The sequence below is a fragment of the Bradyrhizobium algeriense genome, from assembly GCF_036924595.1.
Classification (GTDB): domain Bacteria; phylum Pseudomonadota; class Alphaproteobacteria; order Rhizobiales; family Xanthobacteraceae; genus Bradyrhizobium; species Bradyrhizobium algeriense.
This window is the reverse complement of record NZ_JAZHRV010000001.1, coordinates 7,986,065-8,009,406: the sequence shown is the minus strand read 5'-3', so window position 1 is coordinate 8,009,406 and position 23,342 is coordinate 7,986,065. Positions and strand designations below refer to the sequence as shown.

General features: G+C 65.0%; 19 protein-coding genes. 11 read left to right on the top strand and 8 right to left on the bottom strand.

The genetic code is table 11. The features are described from left to right. Nucleotides 1-94: 94 nt before the first annotated feature. A complete protein-coding gene (locus V1286_RS38320) occupies nucleotides 95-481 on the bottom strand; it encodes a nuclear transport factor 2 family protein (protein WP_334489286.1) in 387 nt (128 codons plus the stop codon). Nucleotides 482-609: 128 nt separating this feature from the next. On the opposite strand from V1286_RS38320, the gene V1286_RS38315 reads away from it, so the two are divergent. The 5 genes from V1286_RS38315 to V1286_RS38295 all read left to right on the top strand — a co-directional run bounded on the left by V1286_RS38315 (nucleotide 610) and on the right by V1286_RS38295 (nucleotide 7,835). Continuing rightward, on the top strand, nucleotides 610-1,206 hold the full coding sequence (locus V1286_RS38315) for a PadR family transcriptional regulator (protein ID WP_334489283.1): 597 nt from the start codon (nucleotides 610-612) through the stop codon (nucleotides 1,204-1,206). A gap of 317 nt (nucleotides 1,207-1,523) precedes the next feature. After that, nucleotides 1,524-4,904, top strand: coding sequence for a hypothetical protein (locus V1286_RS38310; RefSeq protein ID WP_334489280.1), 3,381 nt, complete (start codon nucleotides 1,524-1,526; stop codon nucleotides 4,902-4,904). A 136-nt stretch (nucleotides 4,905-5,040) separates the two neighbouring features. Further along, on the top strand, nucleotides 5,041-5,841 hold the full coding sequence (locus tag V1286_RS38305; protein ID WP_334489277.1) for a COG3904 family protein: 801 nt from the start codon (nucleotides 5,041-5,043) through the stop codon (nucleotides 5,839-5,841). Nucleotides 5,842-6,129: 288 nt separating this feature from the next. Beyond that, entirely contained in the window at nucleotides 6,130-7,056 is a 927-nt protein-coding gene (locus V1286_RS38300; RefSeq protein ID WP_334489274.1) for a sulfite exporter TauE/SafE family protein, read from the top strand. Beyond that, nucleotides 7,053-7,835, top strand: a complete 783-nt coding sequence (locus tag V1286_RS38295) for a TIGR02186 family protein (RefSeq protein ID WP_417021229.1) — start codon at nucleotides 7,053-7,055, stop codon at nucleotides 7,833-7,835. The genes V1286_RS38300 and V1286_RS38295 overlap by 4 nt, the downstream gene beginning before the upstream one ends. A gap of 134 nt (nucleotides 7,836-7,969) precedes the next feature. Here the strand turns inward: V1286_RS38295 and V1286_RS38290 are convergent, their stop codons facing one another. The 3 genes from V1286_RS38290 to V1286_RS38280 all read right to left on the bottom strand — a co-directional run bounded on the left by V1286_RS38290 (nucleotide 7,970) and on the right by V1286_RS38280 (nucleotide 11,119). Next, nucleotides 7,970-9,319 (bottom strand): NRAMP family divalent metal transporter, encoded by a 1,350-nt coding sequence (locus V1286_RS38290; RefSeq protein ID WP_334489271.1) that lies wholly within the window; start codon nucleotides 9,317-9,319, stop codon nucleotides 7,970-7,972. Between the two features lie 91 nt (nucleotides 9,320-9,410). Then, nucleotides 9,411-10,190 (bottom strand): MBL fold metallo-hydrolase, encoded by a 780-nt coding sequence (locus tag V1286_RS38285; RefSeq protein WP_334489268.1) that lies wholly within the window; start codon nucleotides 10,188-10,190, stop codon nucleotides 9,411-9,413. Continuing rightward, nucleotides 10,187-11,119, bottom strand: coding sequence for a DMT family transporter (locus V1286_RS38280; protein ID WP_334489265.1), 933 nt, complete (start codon nucleotides 11,117-11,119; stop codon nucleotides 10,187-10,189). Before V1286_RS38280 ends, V1286_RS38285 begins: the two co-directional genes overlap by 4 nt. A 96-nt stretch (nucleotides 11,120-11,215) precedes the next feature. Between V1286_RS38280 and V1286_RS38275 the strand changes: the two genes are divergently transcribed. Then, nucleotides 11,216-12,079 carry a LysR family transcriptional regulator gene (locus V1286_RS38275; protein ID WP_334489262.1) on the top strand — a complete coding sequence of 288 codons (864 nt, stop codon included), beginning with the start codon at nucleotides 11,216-11,218 and terminating at the stop codon, nucleotides 12,077-12,079. Between the two features lie 127 nt (nucleotides 12,080-12,206). Here the strand turns inward: V1286_RS38275 and pdeM are convergent, their stop codons facing one another. From pdeM to V1286_RS38255, 4 genes are all read right to left on the bottom strand, one after another. Beyond that, on the bottom strand, nucleotides 12,207-12,878 hold the full coding sequence (gene pdeM, locus V1286_RS38270; protein WP_334489260.1) for a ligase-associated DNA damage response endonuclease PdeM: 672 nt from the start codon (nucleotides 12,876-12,878) through the stop codon (nucleotides 12,207-12,209). A gap of 51 nt (nucleotides 12,879-12,929) precedes the next feature. Beyond that, complete coding sequence (locus tag V1286_RS38265; protein WP_334489257.1) at nucleotides 12,930-15,506, bottom strand: ligase-associated DNA damage response DEXH box helicase; 2,577 nt, start codon at nucleotides 15,504-15,506, stop codon at nucleotides 12,930-12,932. A gap of 235 nt (nucleotides 15,507-15,741) precedes the next feature. Next, a complete protein-coding gene (locus tag V1286_RS38260; protein WP_334489254.1) occupies nucleotides 15,742-16,971 on the bottom strand; it encodes an ABC transporter substrate-binding protein in 1,230 nt (409 codons plus the stop codon). Between the two features lie 107 nt (nucleotides 16,972-17,078). Then, nucleotides 17,079-18,005: a class I SAM-dependent DNA methyltransferase gene (locus V1286_RS38255; RefSeq protein WP_334490216.1), complete on the bottom strand. Its 927-nt coding sequence runs from the start codon at nucleotides 18,003-18,005 to the stop codon at nucleotides 17,079-17,081. Nucleotides 18,006-18,157: 152 nt separating this feature from the next. Between V1286_RS38255 and V1286_RS38250 the strand changes: the two genes are divergently transcribed. The 5 genes from V1286_RS38250 (at nucleotide 18,158) to V1286_RS38230 (ending at nucleotide 23,331) form a co-directional block, all read left to right on the top strand. Next, nucleotides 18,158-19,195: a ligase-associated DNA damage response exonuclease gene (locus tag V1286_RS38250; protein WP_334490214.1), complete on the top strand. Its 1,038-nt coding sequence runs from the start codon at nucleotides 18,158-18,160 to the stop codon at nucleotides 19,193-19,195. Then, the gene (locus V1286_RS38245) at nucleotides 19,192-20,844 is read left to right on the top strand and encodes a cisplatin damage response ATP-dependent DNA ligase (RefSeq protein WP_334489251.1); all 1,653 of its coding nucleotides are present in this window, start codon (nucleotides 19,192-19,194) and stop codon (nucleotides 20,842-20,844) included. The genes V1286_RS38250 and V1286_RS38245 overlap by 4 nt, the downstream gene beginning before the upstream one ends. 96 nt (nucleotides 20,845-20,940) lie before the next feature. Beyond that, nucleotides 20,941-21,243: a DUF6460 domain-containing protein gene (locus tag V1286_RS38240; RefSeq protein WP_334489248.1), complete on the top strand. Its 303-nt coding sequence runs from the start codon at nucleotides 20,941-20,943 to the stop codon at nucleotides 21,241-21,243. Between the two features lie 25 nt (nucleotides 21,244-21,268). Beyond that, nucleotides 21,269-22,003 (top strand): MBL fold metallo-hydrolase, encoded by a 735-nt coding sequence (locus tag V1286_RS38235; protein WP_334489245.1) that lies wholly within the window; start codon nucleotides 21,269-21,271, stop codon nucleotides 22,001-22,003. 2 nt (nucleotides 22,004-22,005) lie between these two features. After that, nucleotides 22,006-23,331 carry an MATE family efflux transporter gene (locus V1286_RS38230; RefSeq protein WP_334489243.1) on the top strand — a complete coding sequence of 442 codons (1,326 nt, stop codon included), beginning with the start codon at nucleotides 22,006-22,008 and terminating at the stop codon, nucleotides 23,329-23,331. Nucleotides 23,332-23,342 lie beyond the last annotated feature (11 nt).

Below are 23,342 nucleotides of genomic sequence, written 5' to 3'. Positions count from 1 at the left end.
GTTCCGGAGATTCCAGGGAGTGAGCAGGCCGGCAAATATCTCGTCAGCCATTGCGGCGTAAACGGCGCCGGAGATGGTCGCGGCCTTTGCTCCCTCACCCTTTGGCGAGCTGCTCCCCCATCAAGCGGTGCAGCAGATTGATTCCCTTCAGCGGACGCACCATCACCTTGAAGTGCGTGATCTTACCGTCATCGCTAAAGGTGATGATGTCGACGCCGTTGATCTTGATGTCCTCGATCTCGTTTTCGAATTCGAGGACCGCGCCATCAGCGCTGCGCCATTCGCCGGTGTATTTGAAGCCGGGGCCACCGAGGACCTTCCCGGCGCTTGCCAGATATTTGAAGGTGATGTCGCGCCCGCGCTGCGGCGTGTGGACGACGGGGCTTTCGAACACCGCATCCGGGTGCAGCAGGTCCCACAACGCCGCCGTGTCATGCGACTTCATGTAGCCGTACCACTTGTCGAGGCCGCTCATGGTCATCATGTCTCCTCTGGCGGACGATGGCGGGCTGACGCCGGGGAATGGGTTTGTCCGGAGCTTATGCGCGTTGACGCATATGCAATTTTATGCATAATGTCAATCAATCCTGAAAACTGGAGGCCGGCGTCTTGGCGCTTGGTGACGCGATCCTTGCCTGCCTGACCGAACGTCCGATGACGGGCTATGAGCTCGCCAAGACGTTCGACAACTCCATTGGATTCTTCTGGAAGGCCGACCACCAGCAAATTTATCGGGAACTGACAAAACTCCGCGACCGCGGCCATATCCAGGGCCGCGAGGTGGTGCAGTCCGGCAAGCCGAACAAGCTGGTCTATACGCTCACGCCGGAAGGCCGCGCCGCGCTCAGGCATTGGGCCGCCCGGCCGAGCGTCCCGGCCTCGATCAAGGACGACCTGCTGGTGCGGCTCTATGCGCTCGACAGCGTCGACGTCGAACCGCTGCGCACCGACCTGATGGCGCGGCTGGAGCATCACCGCGACCGTTTCGCCCGCTACGAGCGCCTGCTCAACAAACGTTTCCCCCAGGGCATCGCGGCGCCGGCCGATGTCGGCAAACTGCTCGGACTTCGCGTTGGCCTCAGCTATGAGCGGGCGGTGGCGGAATGGTGCGAAGAGGCGATCGAGGCGCTGTCGGCCCTGTCGCCCAGTGCAGAGCGGACCAACGTCGTGTCGCTCGAAGACGGCCAGCGCGAAAATAGCGGCTAGGGCTTTTCCGATCCGATCGAATCGGAACCGTCTTCCGGATTCCTGATCTGACGCGTTTTCCTGACGCGAACCAGCCGCCACGGCGGATCAAGTCCGGGGGCAGGCTTTCGCCGGAAAATGCTTTAAATCCAAAGCCGAACTGGCACCCGGTAACTTTTGCGGCCGTCCGTCCCATTCCTTAACCCGTTCTTTACCGTAACGCGAAAAAGTCAGTTCCGAGGCAGGCGAGCCGCGCGGAAATACGATTGTCTCTTTGGTGGGACGCGCGGGGAGGCTGATGGCGCAGGTGGGGCGCCGAAGCGGAACCGGACGAAAGCATGAATTCGCGCGTATCGTGGAGTGTTGACGGCATCGATCCATCCGTCCGCGAAAGGGCTGAGGCGGCCGCGCGGCGCGCCGGCATGTCGCTGAGCGACTGGCTCAATTCGACCATCGGCGAACCGCTCCCGCCCAGCTTCAGCGCGCCTGCCAGTCAGCGGCCGGCGATGCCGAGCCGGGAAAGCCGCGACGTTGCCGACATTCACCAGCGGCTGGATTCGATCACAAAGCAGATCGAGCAGATTTCGCGGCCGGCGCCGCGCGGCGAGACGCCGCGTGGCGAAGCAGCGCGCGGCGAGCCGACGGTGGCCCGCCAGCTCAACGACGCCATTTCGCGCCTCGACGCGCGGCTGTCGCAGATTTCCAACCCAGCGCCGACCCGGCAGGCCCAGATGCAGGAAAAGCAGCGTCAGACCGAGCAGGTCGAGCGGGCCGCGGCCCAGGTCTATCGCCCCGCGCCGCCGCTCAATCCGGCCTCGCTGGATTTTGCGATCGCCGAAATCGCCGCGCGCCAGAACGAACTCGACAGTCCGTCGCCGCGCCAGATGCCGCCGCGCCATGCCGCGCCGACGGCCCAGCCCAATTTTTCGCAGCCCAATTCTTCTCAACCTATGATGCAGGCAGCGACGGCCGGTCCGGACTTTTCCTCGCTCGAACGTCACCTGCTCAAGATCACAAGCCAGATCGAGGCGCTGCAGCGTCCCGATCACGTCGAGGAATCGATTGCCGCGTTCCGCAGCGAACTCGCCGAAATCCGCCAGGTCATCACCGAGGCGGTGCCGCGCCGGGAGATCGAATCGCTCGAGAACGAAATCCGCTCGCTGTCCCGCCGCATCGACGAAAACAGGCAGCACGGCAGCGACGGCCAGACGCTGACCGGCATCGAACGCGCGCTCGGCGAAATCCGCGAGGTGCTGCGCTCGCTGACGCCGGCCGAGCAGCTCACCGGCTACGACGAGGCGATTCACAACCTAGGCGCCAAGCTCGATCTGATCCTGCGCTCGAACGACGATCCGTCGACCGTGCAGCAGCTCGAAAGCGCGATCGCGGCACTGCGCGGAATCGTTTCCAACGTCGCCTCCAACGATGCGCTGGCGCGGCTCGCCGAAGATGTGCACACGCTGTCGGCCAAGGTCGACCAGCTTTCCCGCTTTGACGGCAACAGCGACGCCTTCGGCATGCTCGAGCAGCGCCTGGCCGCGCTGACCTCGACGCTGGAAAGTAGGCAGGCGCCGGCGGCGAGCGACAATTCGGAATATCTCGAAAACGCGTTGCGCACGCTGTCGGAGCGGCTCGACCGTATCCCGGCCGGCAACGACAATGCGTCGGCGTTTGCCCATCTCGAACAGCGCGTGTCCTATCTGCTGGAGCGCCTGGAAGCCTCCGGCGATCGTTCCGCTGCGCCTGCCATCGATCTCGGACGGGTCGAGGAAGGACTGCACGATATTCTGCGTTCGCTCGAACGCCAGCATGCCAGCCTGGTCGCGCTCGCCGATTCCAACCGCAATTCGACCGACACGACCCAGCCGGTGGACTCCGGCATCGTTGATCTGGTCAAGCGCGAGCTGTCCGACATCCGCTTCAGCCAGTCGGAAACCGACCGCCGCACGCAGGACTCGCTCGAGACCGTTCACAGCACGCTCGGCCACGTGGTCGATCGGCTGTCGACGATCGAAGGCGATCTGCGCACGGTTCGCACCGCGCCGCCGGCGATCGCCTCTTCTCCTGCAGCCGCCGAAATGCGCGAGGAAGCGCCCCGCGTGATGACGCCGCTGCAGACCTATCCGCAGCAACCGAAGCCGGAATTGCCGAATCCCGCCGCACTGCAAGCGAGCCCTCAAGAACATTTTGCCGCCGCGCCGCGCGAATTCCACGCCGTGCAGCCGGCGGCCCCGGCCGCGCCGGTCGCTCCGCCCTTGCCGCCGAGGGCGATCAGCGAAATCCTGGAACCGCATGCCGCCGCGCCGCGCACCGCGATCGCGCCGGAATTACCGCCGGATCATCCGCTCGAGCCGGGTACGCGGCCGATGGTGCGCATGTCCTCGCCGTCGGAACGGATCGCGGCTTCCGAAAACGCGATCAGCGAGATCGCTTCCGGGCCCAAGGAGCCGGTGAGTTCGTCGAGCTTCATTGCCGCCGCGCGCCGCGCCGCGCAGGCCGCAGCAGCCGCGCCGCCTCCCGAGAAGGCGGGACGTTCACCGGCAAAGGCCGCGCCCAAGGACAAGGGCGGCGACAAAGCCAAGGCGGACGACAAGAACCCCTCGAACATTTCCTCCAAGATCCGCTCGCTGCTGGTCGGCGCAAGCGTGGTCGTGATCGTGCTCGGCACGTTCAAGATGGCGATGACGCTGCTCGATACCGGCAGCGTGCTGCAACTGCCGATGTTTGAATCCAGCGAGCCGGCCGCTCCAACGCCGGCCCCCGCACCGGCGGAGAGCAGCACCAGGCCCGCAATGCCCGCCGCACCGGCGCCCATGATGATCTCGCCGACACCGGTCGAAAAGCAGTCGAACAATTCTTCCGCACCGAACACGCTGGATAGCGCGCGGATCGCGGTCCCGCCGCAGGCCGCGCCGTCTCCGGCGGCAGCCAGCGACGTCACCGGCGCGATCACGGCGATGCCGGCCACCGGCGGCAAGGTTGCCATGATCGCCGTGCCGCCGACCGAGCGGTTGCCTGACGGCATCGGCGGCCCGGTATTGCGCACCGCCGCGCTGAAGGGCGACCCGGCCGCGGCCTACGAGGTCGGCGTGCGCTTTGCCGAAGGCAAGGGCGTTGCCCCGGATCTCGACCAGGCCGCCAAATGGTACGACCGCGCGGCGCAGGCCGGCGTGGTGCCCGCGATCTTCCGGCTCGGCACCTTCTACGAAAAGGGCCTGAGCGTGAAGAAGGACGTCGATATCGCGCGGCGTTATTATGCGCAGGCGGCCGAGCGCGGCAGCGCCAAGGCGATGCACAATCTGGCCGTGCTCGACGCTGACGGTGGCGGCAAGGGCGCCAACTACAAGAGCGCGTCGATCTGGTTCCGCAAGGCCGCCGACCGCGGCGTCGCCGACAGCCAGTTCAACCTCGGTATCCTCTATGCCCGCGGCATCGGCGTCGAACAGAACCTCGCCGAATCCTTCAAATGGTTCAGCCTCGCGGCAGCCCAGGGCGACGCGGATGCGGGGCGCAAGCGCGACGACATCGCCAAGCGCCTCGACGTCCAGTCGCTGGCGGCGGCCAGGCTGGCGATCCAGACCTTTACGCCGGAGCCGCAACCCGACGACGCCGTCAACGTGGCGTCGCCCGCCGGCGGCTGGGATTCAGCTCCCGCACCGGCCACCGGCAAGCCCGGCGCCAAGCCGGCTGCGACCAAGCGCACCGCCGCTGTTCATTAAGCAAAAGTCGCGATGCGCGCCGTCGCATAGACAGGTCGCGTCGCCGCCATATCCTCGGCCATAAATTCGTATAATGCTTCGGGCTAGAGCATTATCGGTTCTGATTGAATCAGAACCGAACTGCAACGAGGACCGATTGTCGACCGAAGACAGCCAAAGTGGGGATAATCGCTTCCGCAGGTCGCCGACCGGCCCCGCGGTCGCGCCGCCGCGCGGACCTGCCGGTCAGGCCCCGCCGCCGGTGCAACCGCCCCGCCGCAGACGGCATTTCTGGTCGGTCGCGATCTTCATCCTGCTGGTCTCCGGCGTCTGCATTCGCGCCTACCGCGACCTGTCGCAGCCCGAGGCCTGGCACTACTGGAAAGACCAGTATGTCTCGCCGAGCCTGACTTTTTCGCTGATCGACAGGGTCGACCTCGACGGCGCCGCGCAGGGCCGCCGCGCCCTCTTCGTCAGCGGCACCATCGGCCCCGCCGCCGCAACGCTGTTTCGCGACAAACTGGACCAGGTCAATCTTGCGGCGGGCGACATCGTCCTGCTGGCCTCCCCCGGCGGCGATCTGAACCAGGCCACGATCATGGGCGAGATCATCCGACAGCGCTCGCTCGCGACCGCGGTCGGCGGCGCCGACGCCTCGGGCCGCGTCAAGCCGGCCTATTGCGCCAGCGCCTGCGTGCTGGTCTATGCCGGGGGCAAGACCCGCTTCGGCGTCCTGGGCTCGGCCTTGGGTGTTCATCGGTTTGTCACAACCAGGCCCGTGGAAGACCCCGTCGCAGACACCCAGCGGATTGCCGGCGCCGTGCTGGGCTACATGACGAAAATGGGGGTCTCGTCCTCCATCGTGGAAGCGATGTCCGAGACCCGGGACATTCGCTGGCTCAGCCCCAAACAGGCGCTGGCGATGAACCTCGTCACCGACCCGCTCGGAAAGCCCTGAGCCAGCCGGATGCCGAGCTTGCGCGAACCGACCTGTCTTTCGGATTTGTAACGCGTTTCAAACGTCCTGGCGGACGCGTGGCCACGTGAGGCAAAAATTTGCCTTCCCGGGCATTTTTAGTCCCCCCTCCCCCCGAATTCAGTTATGCAAAGACGCGGGAACCGGCCCTGCGCACGCAAAGGTGCATGCGCGAACCGGATTCCCCACTGCCGGCAAATACAACAGAAACCATGCCCTGAGCGGCCGCCCGGCCGTCTCTGGCGGCAAAGCCACAAAAAGCAGACGCGCGTGCAGCTCTACCTCCCGATCGCCGACATTCCAGTCAATGTTTTCCTCATCCTGGCGATGGGCGCGGCGGTTGGGTTCGTGTCCGGCATGTTCGGGATCGGCGGCGGCTTCCTGATGACGCCGCTGTTGATCTTCGTCGGCATTGCGCCGGCGGTCGCGGTCGCCTCCGTCGCCAGCCACATCGCCGCCTCCTCGTTTTCCGGCGCGCTGTCCTATTGGCGACGGCGCGCCATCGATCCGCTGCTGGCGGCGGTGCTGTTGACCGGCGGCAGTATGGGCACCGCGCTCGGGGTCTGGACCTTCACGCTGCTGCGCTCGCTGGGTCAGCTCGATCTCATGATCGCGATGTCCTACGTGATCCTGCTGACCACTGTCGGCGCGCTGATGTTCTGGGAAGGCCTGCGGGCGCTGTTGCGGGCCCGCCGCGGCGGCCCGGTCACCACGCGCCGCCCGGGCAGCCATGTCTGGATCCATGGCTTGCCGCTGAAGATGCGCTTCAAGCGTTCGAAAATCTATCTGTCCGTCATTCCCATCGTGGTGATCGGCCTGATCATCGGCTTCATCGGCGCCGTGATGGGCATCGGCGGCGGCTTCATCCTGGTGCCGCTGTTGATCTACGTGCTGCGGGTTCCGACCTCGACCGTGATCGGCACCTCGATGGTGCTGACCCTGGTCACGATGGTGTTCGCCACCATGCTGCACGCGGTCACCAACCATCTGGTCGATGCCGTGCTGGCGCTGATTTTGATGGTCGGCGGCGTCACCGGCGCGCAGTTCGGCGCGCGCGCGGGGCAGAAAATCCGCGGCGAACATTTGCGGCTGCTGCTCGGGCTGCTGGTGCTCGCCGTCGGCGTCCGGTTTGCTGTCGAACTGGTGATCCGGCCCGAGGATCTCTTCACCATCCGCGAAACCGGGGTGACGGGATGACCAGGCGCCTCATCCTCATGCTCGGATGGCTCGCGCTGGGCGCCGTATTCGCGGCCTCGCCCGCGCAGGCCGAACGGCTGATCGTGTCGGTGTCGAACCACCGCGTCACCGTGACGCCGAATTACTCCGGCGAGGAGCTCGTGCTGTTCGGCTCGGTGGAGAAGGACGCCAATACGCCGGCCAATCGCACTTACGATCTCGTGGTGACGGTGGCCGGCCCGCGCGCCGACATGGTCACCCGCCGCAAGGAGCGCCGGTTCGGGATCTGGATCAATACGGACTCCCGGCAGTTCCTGAAAGTGCCGGCCTATCTGGCGCTGTTCTCCAACCGGCCGTTCGACGCCATCGCTTCCCCCGAGGTGCAACGGCGGCAGCAGCTTGGGTTGAACAACGTGTTGCTGACCCAGCGCGTCGGTGGCGATTACGCCGACGTGGTGCCGGACGACGCGTTCCGCAGCGCCTTCGTGCGGCTGCGAAAGCAGCACGGCCTCTATCGCGAGGAGACTTCGGCGGTGACGTTCCTGACGCCGACCCTGTTCCGCACCAGCATTCCTCTGCCCGCGGAAGTGCCGATCGGCCTCTATAACGTCGAGATCAAGCTGTTCGCCGACGGCGCGCTGGTGGCCAAGACCGACACCGCGTTCGAAATCGTCAAGGTCGGCTTCGAGCAGTTCGTCGCCACTACCGCGCAGCAGCACGGCTTCGTCTACGGGCTGATCACCGCCTTCATGGCGCTGATGACGGGATGGATGGCGTCGATCGTGTTCAGGAAGGATTGAGGGGGCGTTCGTCATTCCCGGATGGTCCGAAGGACCAGACCGCAGATGCGCAATTGCGCATCGGGGAATCTCGAGATTCCACAATGTGCAATTGCACATTGGGGTTTGGTGCTTCGCATCGCCCCGGAATGACCTCAAACAAAAAACCCCACGCCCATCGCGACGACGCTGAGCACCATCGCTGATGTCGACAGCCAGCCGAGCCAATAAAGCCGACCCCTGATGACGAAGCGACCCATTACGTCCCTTCGCCGCGCCATCAACATCAAGAGCACCATCACCGGCACGGCGAGGACGCCGTTAACGACGGCGCTCCAGTACAGCGCCGAGATCGGGTTGATCGGCGTGAAGTTCAGCGCGATTCCGATACCAGCCGACAGCGCCAGCACGGCGTAGAAGGCGGCGGCTTCTTTCGGTTTGCGCGCGAGGCCAACCGGCCATCGCCGCCCCTCGCCGACGGCGTATGCCGCGGCGCCGGCGAGCACCGGAATTGCCAGCAGGCCAGTGCCGACAATGCCGAGCGCAAAGATCACTTCCGCGAACGCGCCGGCGATCGGACGCAGGGCTTCGGCGGCCTCCGCCGAGGTCTGGATGTCGGTCTTGCCGGAAACGTGCAGCGCCGCCGCCGCGGTGACGATGATCGACAGCGCAATCAGATTGGAGAACGCCATGCCGATGATGGTGTCGGCGCGGATGCGGGAAAATTCCCTCCGCGCGCCGTAATGCTTTTCGACCAAGGGCCGCTTGTGCGTATCGACGCGCTGGTCCTCGGCCTCCTGCGAGGCCTGCCAGAAAAACAGATAGGGCGAGATCGTGGTGCCGAGGATCGCAACGATGGTGGTGAAATATTCCGTACTCCAGGTCAGTTGCGGAAGCAGGATGCCAGCCAATGCCTCTCCCCACGACACCTTCGCAAAGGCCAGCGCGGCGACATAGGCGAACAGGCTAAGCGTCAGCCATTTCAGCACCGCGACGTAGCGCTTGTAGTCGAGGAAGATCTGCGCCACCACCGACGTCACGCCGAACAGCAACACATAGAAGATGCTGTGGCCACCGATCAGCAGTTTGGTCGCATCCGCCATGGCGCCGAGATCGGCGCCGATGTTGATGGTGTTGGCGATGAACAATAGCACCATCACGCCATTGAGCAGCCATAACGAATAATGCCGGGACACATTTCCGGCTATGCCGTGCCCGGTGACGCGGCCGACGCGCGCGGAAATTTCCTGGATCGCCGCCATCAAGGGAAACGTCAGCAGCATGGTCCAGCCGATACCGTAGCCGAGCTGCGCGCCGGCCTGGCTGTAGGTGCCGATGCCCGACGGATCGTCGTCGGACGCGCCGGTGATCAGGCCGGGGCCGAGCGCCTTCAGCGCATCGCGGAAGCGAAACGGCCGCGGCGGCTTGGCCTTCGTGGCCGGCTCGTCACCGCCGGTAGGCTTGTTCGCGTGATGCTTCGAATTGGATTTGTTGCGCTCTGCCATGCCGGGTCCAGCCGCGGCGATAACGAACCTGACGGGAGCAGGTTCCGGGCCGCGACCTTGCCCGAGGACGCCGTGGCAGCCGTCGATGCCGTCACGCGGCGTGCGCCGGCTCGATGACGGTCGCCACGCCGGGCTGCAGGATGCGCAAGCGCGATCCAAAACCCAGCGTGTCGAAGGTGGCGCGTAAATCGCCGGCGTTCTGGCGGAAATGCGCCCAGCCGTCGGTATGCACGGGCACGATCACCGCATCGGAAAAGGCGCGCGCGGTCTCGATCGTGTCGTTGGTGTCCATGGTGAGATGGAACGGACCGCGGGTTTGCGCCGCGCCGGCGAACGGCAGCACCACGCCCGCGTTGAAGCGGCGCGCGACTTCGGCAACGCCGTCGAACCAGGTGGTGTCGCCGCTGATGTAGATCGGGCGGCTGCCTGCTCTGCTTGATTCCACCACGAAGCCGATGACGTCGCCCGACAGCGGCTCGATGCCGGCCGGTCCGTGACGGGCTGGCGTCGCGGTGATGGTCAACGACTGGCCGCCCTTCTTCAACTCGGTCGATGCCCAGGGCGCAAAACCCTCGGTCTTGCCGCCGAGCCGCTTTGCGCCCGCCTCGGTCGTCAGCACGCGCTGCGCTTCCTTAAGAAAGTCGCGGCCGGAATGGTCGAGATTGTCCGAGTGCTGGTCATGGCTCAGCAGCACCGCGTCGATCGCGCCGACATCGCGCACGCTCAACGCGGGCCCGGTCAACTTCTCCAGCTTCACATGCGGCAGTTGATAGGCGCCGGGTTGGTCGAAGGTCGGATCGGTGAGAAGGCGAAAACCGTCGATCTCGATCAGGGCGGTGGGGCCGCCGATCAGGGTAATGGATAGGCTCATGTCGCACTCCTCTTGCTCAACGCTGACGCCGCGGGGCGGGTCACCAGATAAATGCCGAGGGCCACCGGAACGATGCCGAGCAGATCGCGGAATTCGACGTGCTCGCCGAGCACGAGGAAGGCGAACAGCATGCCGAGCGGCGGCATCAGGAAATGATAGGCGCTCGCGGCAGTCGCGCCACACACTTTCAGGAGATGAAACCAGAGCAGATAAGCGAGAATCGAGCCGCCGAGCACGAGGAACGTGAACGCACCCACGAGCCGCGCGCTCGGCACGACGTCGGCGACGCTCGAGAACGTGAACGCAAGCGGCAGCAGCACGATGCCGGCTGCGAGATTCTGCACGCCATTGCCGACCCAGAGGCTGCCCTTCGGCGCCAGCACCTTGAACAGGATGGTGCCGGCCACGATCGAGGCCAATGACGCCAACGTGAACAGAATGCCGTGCCAGTCATCTGACCCGACCGACATGCGGTGCCAGACGATGAAGCCGACGCCGGCAATGCCGAGCAAAAGGCCCATCACCTTGCGCCAGGTCAAGGCCTCGCCGAGAAAGGCCGCCGCGAGTACCGCGGTGAACACCGGATTGGCGCTCACGATCAGCCCGCCGAGGCCCGCGGATACGGTCTGCAGCCCGGTGTAGCCGAGGCCGAGATAGAGCGCGTTATTGGCGACGCCGAGGATTGCGAAGATGGCTGCGTCGCGCCAGGTGAGCGAGGACCACGCTTCGCCGCGCAGCACCGTAATGCCGAGGATCAGGACACCGGCCAGCGAGAAACGCGCCGCGAGCAGAATCAGCGGAGGGCAATCGGTCACGCCGATCTTGCCGGCGACGAAGGCGAAGCTCCAGAGCAGGCAGAACAGCGCGATATAGAGCGGGAGCGGATTGAAGGCGGCGCGGGGAACCGCCACCGAGGGCACGAGCGACATGGAAGTCTCCTTTGCCCATGACCTAGGCCTACGCCTTGCTATTTGGAAATTAAATGATAAACTGATGTCCAGTGATTTTATAAATGGAGCATTCGCATGCTCGATCTGGAGCTTTTGCGCAGCTTTGTCAGCGTCGTCGATTCCGGCGGCTTCACCCGCGCCGGCGAGCGCGTCCACCGCACCCAATCGACGGTCAGCCAGCAGATCAAACGGCTGGAAGACGATGTCGGCCAGCCGCTGCTCAACCGCAACGGCAAGGATGTGACGCCGACCGAAGCCGGCGAGCGGCTGTTGTCCTATGCGCGGCGCCTGCTGGCGCTTGCGGAAGAAGCACGTGACGTGGTGGCGCGCCCCGAGAGCGAGGGCGCGGTGCGGCTTGGTGTGCCCGAGGATTTTGCCGCGTATCGCCTGGCGAAGCTGCTTGCGGCATTCTCGCGCTCACATCCCGGCCTACGGCTCGACGTCCGCGCCGATCAAAGCGCCAATCTGAAGCGCGATCTCGAACGCGGCGAACTCGACCTGGCGCTGTTCAAGCGCTCGGCCGGCGAGAAAGGCGGCATCGCCGTATGGCCGGAGCGCGTACATTGGGTCACCAGCAAGAGCCATCCGCGCGATACGCGCACCGGCTCGGTGCCGCTGATCGGATTTCCCACCGGCTGCCTCTACCGGGCAGGCGCGATCCATGCATTGGAAAGTGCCGGGCGTTCGTGGCACATGACCTACACCAGCTCCAACCTCGCCGGCATCCAGGCCGCGATCGCCGCCGGCATGGGCTTGAGCATTCTTTCGGAAATCGCAATCCAGGCCGACCATCGCGTACTGACCGCCAAGGATGGCTTTGCGCCGATCGACCGGACCGAAGTGGCGTTGGTGGCGGCCCCCGGTACCAGCCCCGCGACATTGCGACTGGCGGATCGGTTGGCCGAGTTCTGCAGCACGGTGCAGGCGAAGGCGGCGTAGCCGTACGAAGGATTGTGGGGTGGGCAAAGCGCAAGCGTGCCCACCGACTCGCACTTTGCTCTTGATGGTGGGCACGCTTGTGCTTTGTCCACCCTACGCCGCTGCGGCAAGGTGCGGGCGCGAACGCTCAATAACACCGGGACGCCGCAATTGCGTGCACCCTGTTGTCGCCGAGCACATGCGCCATGAATCCTGGCGAACCGAAGATTTTCGCGAATGCCACATCGCGAATGCTCAGGCCGCCCGTATAGGCGCCGAACGCGGGCATCACGGCGCGCTCGCCGTCGCTCGCAAAACATCGCCGCTCCATCGATCGTCCCCGAGTCGCGACGCGCGCCTTGGGGTGCAGATGGCCGGCGATTTCACCCGCCGCCCCTGTCGGCTCATGGCGGAATGCAATCGGGCCGATCGCGACTTCGCTCGCCACCACGCCGCCGAGATCAGACGGCAGCGCCGGATCGTGATTCCCTGATATCCAGATCCAGTCGCGCCGCGCCTGCATCGCCGAGAGCGCCTCGCGGTCGAACGCCGACAGCCGCTCATGCGCATCGCGATCGTGAAAACTGTCGCCGAGCGCAATCACCATGCGCGGATCATGCCGCGCGATCACGGCGGCGAGACGGCCGAGCGTCGCCACCGTGTCATAGGGCGGCAGCAGCACGCCGCGCGCGGCGAAGCTGGAGCCTTTTTCGAGATGAAGGTCGGAGACGACGAGCAGACGCTGCTCCTGCCAGAACAGCGCGCCGGAGAGGTCGGCAACGAACGTGACGTCGGCAACCATGACCTTCGAGGCGCGCATCTCTTGATCGTCTCCCGAAGATTGCGCCCCTGCCGTCACGTGCCTTCCCGTCTATCCCATTGCCTCTTTGACGAGTTCATCGGCGGCTTCCGCCAGCAACTCATCTCCCGCTTCGCCATAAACTGACTCGCGGCCGATTTCCAGCATCACGGGAACGGCGAGCGGCGAAACATGTTCGAGTTCCCGATGGGTGATTCGCCCCTGGATGCGCGAGAGCATATCACCCAGACGCTTGAGATCGAGCAGGCCGGCGGCGGCGTCCGCGCGCGCCGCGCGGAGCAGCACGTGGTCGGCCTGATGCTTGCGCAAGACGTCATAAACGAGGTCGGTCGAAAACAGCACCTGGCGGCGGCTTTTCTCCTCGCCGGTGAAGCGGCGCGGGATCAGGCCCGAGATCAGCGCGCAATTGCGGAAGGTGCGTTTCATCAGCGCGGATTCCGCCAGCCACGCCTCGAGGTCGTCGCCGAGCATGTCGGCTGCGAACAAGGCGGCTAGATCGAGCTTGCCGTGGCGGATCATGAACGACATGTCGCCGAGGCCCCACACCGCCAGCGCATATTCATTGGCGACGAAGCCGAGCGGCCGCACCCGCGCGCGCTCCATGCGCCGTGTCAGCAGCATGCCGAGCGTCTGGTGCGCCAGCCGCCCCTCGAAAGGATAGCAGACGAAGTAATGCTTGTTGCCGCGGGGAAAGGTTTCGACCAGCAGTTCCCGCACCGCCGGCACAAGTGAAAAGCTCTTTTGCAGCGACAGCCAGTCGCGCACTTGTTCCGGCAGCGCGTTCCATTGCCGCCGGTCGTCCAGCAGTTTTCGCACCCGTTCGGCCAGATAGGTCGAGAGCGGAAACTTGCCGCCCATGTAGGACGGCACCTTGGCGTCCTTGTCGTTGGCGCGGGAGACGTAGACCTGATCCTCGACCAGCGCCTCGTAGCGCACGATCTCGCCGCCGAACACAAAAGTGTCGCCGGCGACCAGTCCCTCGATAAAGTATTCCTCGATCTCGCCCAGCATCCTGCCGCCGCGGCCGATCATGCCGGTGGAGCCGGCGCCGCCACCGCGTCCGCGCACCAGCCTCACCTTCAGCATCGCCTCTTCGACGATGGTGCCGACATTGAGGCGGTAGCTCTGCCGCACTTTTGGGTTGGTGACGCGCCAGCGCCCCTGCTTGTCCTGCTTGATGCGCGCAAAGCGTTCATAGGTCTTCAGTGCGTAGCCGCCGGTGGCGACGAAATCGACCACGTCGTCAAAGTCGGTTCGCGTGAGCGAAGCGTAAGGCGCCGAGGTCAGCACTTCCGCGTAGAGCTCGTCTGATAGAAACGGCTCGCCGCAGGCGCAGCCGAGCACGTGCTGCGCCAGCACGTCGAGCGCGCCGGTACGCAAAGGCGGCGTGTCCTGTGCATTCTCCGCGATCGCATCGATCGCGACGCGGCATTCCAGCACCTCGAAACGGTTCGCAGGAATCAGCACGGCGCGCGAGGGCTCGTCGAGCCGGTGGTTGGCGCGGCCGATCCGCTGCATCAGGCGCGAGGCGCCCTTGGGCGCGCCGACATTGACGACGAGATCGATGTCGCCCCAGTCGATGCCGAGGTCGAGCGAGGACGTGCAGACCACGCCGCGCAGTTTTCCAGCCGCCATCGCATCCTCGACCTTGCGGCGCTGAGCGACATCGAGCGAGCCGTGATGCAGGGCAATGGCGAGGCCGTCGTCGTTCATGCGCCAGAAATCCTGGAACAGCATTTCAGCCTGGCTGCGGGTGTTGACGAAAACGAGCGTCGTCTTGTTGCGCTTGATCAGCTCGTACATTTCGCCGAGCGCATGGCGCGCGGTATGGCCGGCCCAGGGTAAGCGCTCCTTGGTGTCGAGCATCTCGACAACAGGCGCCGCCGCGCCGCCGGCCACGACGATGTCGGCGGCGACTTCCTTACCGTCCAGCTGCGGCACCAGAAAGCGCGCCAGCGATTCCGGCTCGGCGACCGTCGCGGAAAGGCCGATCGCGCGCATCTCGGGCGCCAGCCGCCACAGCCGCGCCAGGCCGAGCGACAGCAGATCGCCGCGTTTGGAGGTGACGAGCGCATGCAGTTCGTCGAGCACGATGCGCTTGAGCGAGGAAAACAAGAACGGTGCGTCGTCGGATGACAGCAACAGCGCCAGTTGCTCGGGCGTGGTGAGCAGGATGTCCGGCGGATAGCGCCGCTGCCGCTGCCGCCGCGAAACCGGCGTGTCGCCGGTGCGGGTCTCGACCTTGATCGGCAGCCCCATCTCGGCGATCGGCGTTTCCAGATTGCGCGCGATGTCGACCGCGAGCGCCTTCAGCGGCGAGATGTAGAGGGTGTGGAGACCGCCGGTGCGTTTCACGCTGCGGCCAGTGGAGATGAGGTTTTTCTCGCCGACGCTCTTCGTGGAAGAAGACGAAAGCTCCACCAGCGTCGGCAGAAATCCGGCCAGCGTCTTGCCGGCGCCGGTCGGCGCGATCAGCAGCGCGGAAGCGCCATCGTTGGCTTTTGCCAGCAGCGCCAATTGATGCTCGCGCGGCGACCAGCCGCGCGCGGCGAACCAGCGCCGGAAGCGGTCGGGCAGCAGCACAGCCGTTTCAAGCGGCGTAAAGGGCAAGGGATCGGGCGACGGCACGGAGAAGAGGTAAGCCGTCCGGGCGGGTTCGTCGAGGGGCTGCCCTTACCTCGCCCCGCTTGCGGGGAGAGGTCGGATCGCCCTTGCGATCCGGGTGAGGGGGCACAGGTCTATCGACTCGCACCGCCTGGCGGAGAGAGCCCCTCACCCCGACCCTCTAAGAGCGAGCTTCGCTCGTCTCGACCCCGTGAAGAACGGGGAGAGGGAGGAGATGCAGCGGCGGAGTAAGCTCGCCCTACTCCGTCACCGGCTTGTCGGAAATATCCCAGTCCTTGCCGTTGAAGATCGAGATGTAGAGCGTCTTCATCGGTGTGTAGTCGTCGGGCGTGTAGCTGTAGGTGACGCCGTCCAGCATGTAGGGGGAATGGAAGCCCGCCAGCGTCGTGGCCTGCTTCAGAACGTTGGCGCGGGTGAGTTCGTCGCCGCAGCGGCGCAGGATCTCCGCCATCGCCACCACCTGGCCGTAGCCGGCAAAGGCGATGGTGTTGTCAGGGTCGACATTGGGCAGGTACCTTTTGCGCAGCTCTTCGAACGCCATCACATCGGGATCCTTTTCGAAGCGCGGCACGCCGACCTCCTTGGCGTAGCGGATCGCGACGATGCCGGTGCAGTTCTCGAGGCCGGCGGCGCTGAGAATCGAACGGCCCGTCGATCCGGCGGACAGCAAATGCAGCGGCTTCCAGCCGAGTTCGGCCAGTTTCCGTATCGACTGTGATGACGCCTTGCCGGTCGAGATATTGTAGAAAACATCCGCGCCGGATTTCGAGAGATTGATGAGCTGCGAATCGATCGTCGGTTCGGTCAGATCGTAGGTCTGCTCCATGATCACCTTGGCGGTGCCGCCGGCATCTGCCAGCACCTTCTTGAAGGGTGCGAGGAAATCGCGGCCGAAATCGTCGTTCTGGTAGAGGATGCCGATCTTGGCGTTCGGCTTCACACCCACGACATGCTTCGCGAGAATGCGCGCCTCGGTCGGATAGAGCGGCAGGCCCGCCATGGTCCATTTGAAGTTTTTCGGATCGTTCCATTTCGACGCGCCGGTATTGAGCAGGAGCTGCGGCACGCCCTTCGCGTTGAGATATTTGTGCACGGCGGTCTGCGGCGCGGTGCCGAGCGAGCCGTACAGCGCCAGCACTTCCTCCTGCTCGACCAGCCGGCGCGTCGCCTCGACGCATTTCGGCGCGCTGTAGGCGTCGTCCATGGAGAGGAATTTCACCTTGCGCCCGTTGATGCCGCCCTTCTCGTTCAGCATCTGGAAATAAACCTCGCCGACCCGCCCCAGCACGCCATAGAGCGAGCCGGGACCGGAATGCGGCACGGTCTGCCCGAGCTTGATTTCGGTGTCGCTGGCGCCAGGATCGTATTTCTTCTCCGCCGCCCAGACTGATGGCGCGGGCATGGCGGATGCGAGGACGGTAGCGAGCGCGGTGGCGCCGAATTCGCGCCGGGTCTGCTTGTTCTTCATTGTTGTTTCTCCCTGATGGAAGCCTTGATCAGCCATTCCGGCAGCACTGGCAATAGCTGACATGTCGCACGCAATGCCGCCATTCGCGGCGTGCGTAGCGTCTAGACTCAAGTTTTTGCGGCGACGGCGACCAGGCCGGGCGCCGGAGCGCCGTCCTCGTTGCGGGCAGAGCGATCTTCCAGCAGGGGCAATTTGAGGCCGGTGGATTCGACCACGACGCGCACATAGGCTGCCGCATGGGCGTAGCGCAGCCCCTGGCCGATGACGACGCCTTCGCCGTCATGGGTTTCGGTGGTGAAGGCGAGCAGCCCGCCGGGGGCCAGAACGCGAGCGGCTTCCGCGAGCACCGGCGCGAGTTCGGCGACGTACACCATTGCATCCGCCGCAAGAATGAGGTTGGCGCTGGCATCCGGCCGCGCCCGCAGACCCTGCAACATGTCGGCGACATCAAGCTCGGCGTAGAGGCCCGTGGCGCGGGAGCGCTCGATCATGCGTGGCGACAGATCGACGCCGATGAAATGATCGACCGTGCGGGCGAAGGCTGCCGCCGCCAGCCCGGTGCCGCAGCCGAGATCGATCGCGCGCTTGAAGTACGCCGGCCTGCGGGCGGCCGATCGCACCGACAGCACGGCCTTGAACAGCAGCGCCGGGCCGCGATAGCCGAGGTCATCCACCAGCGAGGCTTCGAACCGCGGCGCATATTGGTCGAACAGGGTCTGCACGTAGGCCTGCGGCATGCCGGCCACCGGCTCGGCGCCGAGCCGCATCAATCGAAGTCCGGCACCGTGGCGGTCATTGGCATCGCTGGCCTGAGCCCTGCGAAACGCCGCGATCGCCGCGTCATGCTCGCCGAGTTCTTCGCGGATGCCCGCGAGCGTGAACCAGGCGGACGTGAAATCCGGCACCAGTTCGATCGCCTGCATCAGCAGGTCGGCGGCGGCCGGCAGATCGCCCTTCAATTGCAGGTCACGGGCGAATTCGAACCGGCGGTCGGCCATCAGATCGCCGGAAGACAGAAAAAGGCGGGCAGGCATTTCAGGAACCAAATTCTTCATTGCCAGCCACCTGACCTCGATCGGGGACGACCCGGCAATCCATCAATAAAGCAATTCTTCCGAGATGGAGGCGCGGGTCAAGCGTGCGCATGACGGCTAAACATCGCAGGGAGACCGCCTATATAGAAGGCATGCGTCCGCAGGACATCCTGATCCCCGCTCCGGCCGGCCTTTGCTGCAAGCCAGGTGGCTTCCATATCGACCCGGTGCGCCCGGTCGAGCGCGCCGTGATCACCCACGGCCATTCCGATCATGCCCGGCCCGGCCATGGCGCCGTGCTCGCCACGCAGGAAACGCTCGACATGATGCGGCTGCGCTATGGCGACAATTTCGCTTCAACCACGCAGGCCGTTCGCTATGGCGAAGAAATCCGGCTCGGCGACGTCACCATCAAATTCCACCCTGCGGGCCACGTGCTCGGCTCGGCGCAGATCGCCGTGACCTGCAAGGATACCTGCATCGTCGCCTCGGGCGACTACAAGGACGCCGTCGATCCGACCTGCACGCCGTTCGAGGTGGTGCCGTGCGACGTCTTCATCACCGAGGCGACGTTTGGCCTGCCGGTATTTCGCCATGGCGATGCGGCCGATGAGGTGAAGAAACTGCTGGCATCGGTGGCGCTGTTTCCGGAGCGCGCGCATCTGGTCGGGGCCTATTCGCTCGGCAAGGCGCAGCGCGTGATCGCGCTGTTGCGCCAGGAAAGCTACGACGCGCCGATCTATCTGCATGGCGCGATGGAAGAGATCACGTACTATTATCAAAGCCGTGGCATTACCCTCGGCGAACTTCGCCCGGTCAAGGGCGTCAAGAAGGCCGATCTAGCCGGCACCATCGCGCTGGCGCCGCCATCGGCCACGTCAGACATCTGGACCAGACGTTTTCCCGATCCGGTTACGGCATTTGCCTCGGGCTGGATGCGCGTGCGGGCGCGCGCCCGCCAGCGCGGCGTCGAACTGCCGCTGGTGATCTCGGACCATGCCGATTGGGACGGCCTGACCGCGACCATCGCGGCCACCGGCGCCGGCGAAGTCTGGGTCACCCACGGGCAGGAAGACGCGCTGGTGCATTGGTGCAAGTCGCGCGGGCTTGCCGCGCGGCCGCTCGATCTCGTCGGCTATGGCGACGAGGAAGAGCACGAGGTGGTCGCGGCCAACGAGGCCGAGGCATGAACCGTTTCGCCGAACTGCTCGATCGCCTCGCCTACGAGCCCGGCCGCAACAACAAGCTGCGGCTGATCACGGCCTATTTCCGCGACACCCCCGATCCCGACCGCGGCTACGCGCTGGCGGCACTGACCGGCGCGCTGTCGTTCAAGCACGCCAAACCGGGGCTGATCCGCGATCTGATCGCCGATCGCACCGATCCGGTGTTGTTCGCGCTGTCGTATGATTATGTCGGTGATTTATCCGAGACGGTTGCGCTGATGTGGCCGAAGACCCAGCTGCCCGGCCATAACAACCCGCCGCCCCCCACCCTCTCCGAGGTCGTCACGACCCTTCGCACCCTCGGCAAGGCCGACCTGCCAAAGCAGCTCGCGCGCTGGCTCGACGAGCTCGACGAGACCGGCCGCTGGGCATTGTTAAAACTCGTCACCGGCGCGATGCGGATCGGGATTTCGGCGCGGCTGGCGAAAACCGCGGCGGCTGCGCTTGGCGACAAGGACCCGCATGAGATCGAACTGATCTGGCCGGGGCTGGCCCCGCCCTATCTCGACCTGTTCGCGTGGCTGGAGGGTCGCGGCGAGAAGCCGGTCAACCGCGATGCCGCGCCGTTCCGGCCTGTCATGCTGGCGCATGCAATCGAGGATACGGACTTTGCCAGTCTCGATCCTGCGGACTTCATCGCGGAATGGAAATGGGACGGCATTCGCGTGCAGGCGGTCTCCGGCCGCGATGAACGCGGCCAGCTGCAGACGCGGCTCTATTCGCGCACCGGCGAGGACATCACCAAGAGCTTTCCCGACCTGGTGCCGTCGCTGCATCTGCCCGGCGCCATCGACGGCGAACTGCTGGTGCTGCGCGAGGGACGCGTGCAAACCTTCAACGTGCTGCAGCAGCGGCTCAATCGAAAAGTCGTCTCGCCGAAATTGATCAAGGATTTTCCGATTCACCTGCGCGCCTACGACCTGCTCGGCGACGACGAAAACGACCTTCGCGAACTGCCGTTTGTCGAGCGCCGCGCCCATCTCGAAGCTTTCGTCACAAAGCTCGACGATCCGCGCATCGACCTGTCGCCGACCATTGCCTTCGATAGCTGGGACGCGCTGATGGCAGCGCGTGCCGATCCCTCAAGCGCCGGCGCGGGAGAGGATGCCGAAGCCGTCGAAGGCGTGATGCTGAAACGGCGCGACGCGCCCTACCTGCCGGGCCGCCCCAGGGGCCAGTGGTGGAAATGGAAGCGCGATCCGCACATCATCGATGCCGTGCTGATGTATGCGCAGCGCGGCCACGGCAAGCGCTCGTCCTATTATTCGGACTACACCTTCGGCGTCTGGACCGCGGGCGAGGACGGCGAAGAGCTCGTGCCGGTCGGAAAAGCCTATTTCGGTTTCACCGATGAGGAACTCATGCAGATCGACCGCTTCGTCCGCCGCAACACAACAGAGAAGTTCGGGCCGGTGCGGCATGTGGTGCACGAGCCGGAGCAGGGCCTGGTGCTGGAAGTCGCGTTCGAGGGATTGGCGCGCTCGCCACGGCACAAATCCGGCATCGCGATGCGGTTTCCGCGCATCAGCCGGCTGCGCTGGGACAAGCCGCCACGCGAGGCCGACCGGCTGGAGAGGCTGGAACGGATGCTGAAGGACGTGACGGCAAATTAACATTCCGTGGGCGTATGGCGGCCATTGATTGACACGAGCGGGTTCCCCATCTGCCCCGCCGTGCCTATAATGCGCGCGACCCGCGAGGAGAGAGCGATGCCCAACGACGTCAGAGACCTGTCGGCCAGCAATGACGGTCTGTACCGTTTTCTCGGTGGCTCGCCGCTGTCGGTGGCGTTCCGGCTGATCCTGCTGTCGATCCTGGTCGGCGTGGTGCTCGCCGCCATCGGCTTCGATCCCTGGAATATCCTGCACAGCATCCAGACCCTGTTCCGGCGGCTGTGGGATCTCGGTTTTGACGCCGTTAACTGGCTGTGGCGCTACTTCCTGCTCGGGGCCGTGATCGTGATCCCGATCTGGCTGTTGTCGCGGCTGTTCGGCAGCGCCCGCGGGCGATAGTCACGCAACAGGCGGTGAGCAGCCAATGCAATTGCTATTTGTCGGCTGCGGCGACGCGCTCGGTTCCGGCGGCAGGTTCAACACCTGCTTCCACGTCACGGGCGCCAACGTCAATTTCCTGATCGATTGCGGCGCGTCGTCGTTACCGGCGCTGAAACGCCTCGGCATCGCGCGCGACGCCATCGACCTGATCCTGATCACGCATTTTCACGGCGACCATTTTGGCGGCCTGCCGTTCCTGCTGCTGGACGCGCAGTTCACGCGCCGCTCCCGGCCGCTCGTCATTGCCGGGCCACAGGGCATCGAGGCGAAGCTCCCCAATTTGATGGAAGCGCTGTTCGAGCACTCCTCGAAGACCAAACAGCGCTTTGATCTCTCGGTCGTCGCACTCGAACCGGAGCAGAGCCGGACTTTTGGCGGGGTCAAGGTGACGCCCTATCCTGTTGTCCACGGCGAATCCGGCGGGCCATTCCTGGCCTATCGCGTGGAGGCCGAGGGGCGCGTCATCACCTATAGCGCCGATACCGAATGGACCGATATGCTGATCCCGGCGGCGCGCGACGCGGACCTGTTCATTGCCGAGGCCTATTACTACGACAAGATCGTCAAGAACCATCTCAGCCTGAAGACGCTGGAAGCGCATCTTCCCGAGATCAACGCCAAGCGGCTGGTGCTGACGCATATGAGCGAGGACATGCTCGCCCGGCTGGGCGAACTGCCCTACACGACCGCCCATGACGGCATGGCCGTCGAGCTCTAGGCATGCATTCGCCCGTAGCGTCATCCAGAGTCACGACGGCACAGGTGTTTGCGATCGCGGGTCCCGCAATGGTCGCGAATCTTACCACGCCGCTGATCGGCATCGTCTCGACCACGGCGATCGGCCGGCTCGGCGATGCCGCGATGCTCGGCGGCGTCGCGATGGCGTCCGTGCTGTTCGACTGCATGTTCTGGCTGTTCGGCTTCCTGCGCATGAGCACGTTAGCGTTTGCGGCGCAGTCGCTGGGATCAGGCGAGACCTCGGAATTGCGCGCGATCCTGCTACGCGGGCTGATCGTCGCGGCGCTGACAGGGACGGCTCTCATCGCCTTGCAGATCCCGCTCGCGGCCCTGCTGCTCGGCGCGATGGGCGGCAGCGAAGGCGTCACGCGCGCCGCGAAGACCTATTTTACAATCCGGATATGGTCCGCGCCGCTGGCGCTCGGCAACTATGTCGTGCTGGGATGGCTGATCGGACAGGCTCGCGCCAAACTGGCGCTCGGCACGCAGGTCACCATCAACCTGATCAACATGGCGGCAACGGTGCTGCTGGTGTTGGTATTCGACCTCGGCATTGCCGGTGCTGCAATCGCCGCGTTGATTGCGGAGGCGGCGGGCCTCGCACTCGGTGGCCTGATCGCACACCGTCTCTCGCAAGGCCAACTCGCGATATCCAGCGCCACGCTGTTTGACAGCACCAAGCTGATGCGAATGCTCTCGGTCAATCGTGACATCCTGATCCGCACGGCATCGCTGATCGTGGCGTTCCTGTTCTTCACCTCGCAGGGTGCGCGCGCCGGCGACATGACGCTCGCCGCCAACGCGGTGCTGAACAATTTTCTCCTGATTAGCGCCTTCTTCCTCGACGGTCTCGCGAACGCCGCCGAGCAGCTTTGTGGCCGCGCCTATGGCGCACGCGACAAGAATGCTTTTGCCGGCGCAGTGAAGCTCGTTGTCATATGGGGCTTTGGCTTTGCCCTTGCGGTGGCCGGGACTTTTCTGCTGTTTGGCCCGGCGCTGATCGACATCATGACGGCGAGCGTGGACGTACGGCGCATCGCGCGGGATTATCTGCCGTTCGTGATCTTTGCGCCGCTGCTCGGCGTATTCGCCTTTGCCTATGACGGTGTCTATATCGGCGCCACCTGGGCGCGCGACATGCGCAACCTGATGGTGCTGGCGCTTCTGATTTTTCTCGGCGCGTGGTTTGCGTTGCGTTCGTTCGGAAATGCCGGGCTGTGGGCGGCGTTCCTGGTGCACTATGCGGCGCGCGGCGGGCTCGAGGCGTTGAGATATCCGGCGCTGTTGAGGAAGTCGTTTGGAACGTGACGGCTGCTGCG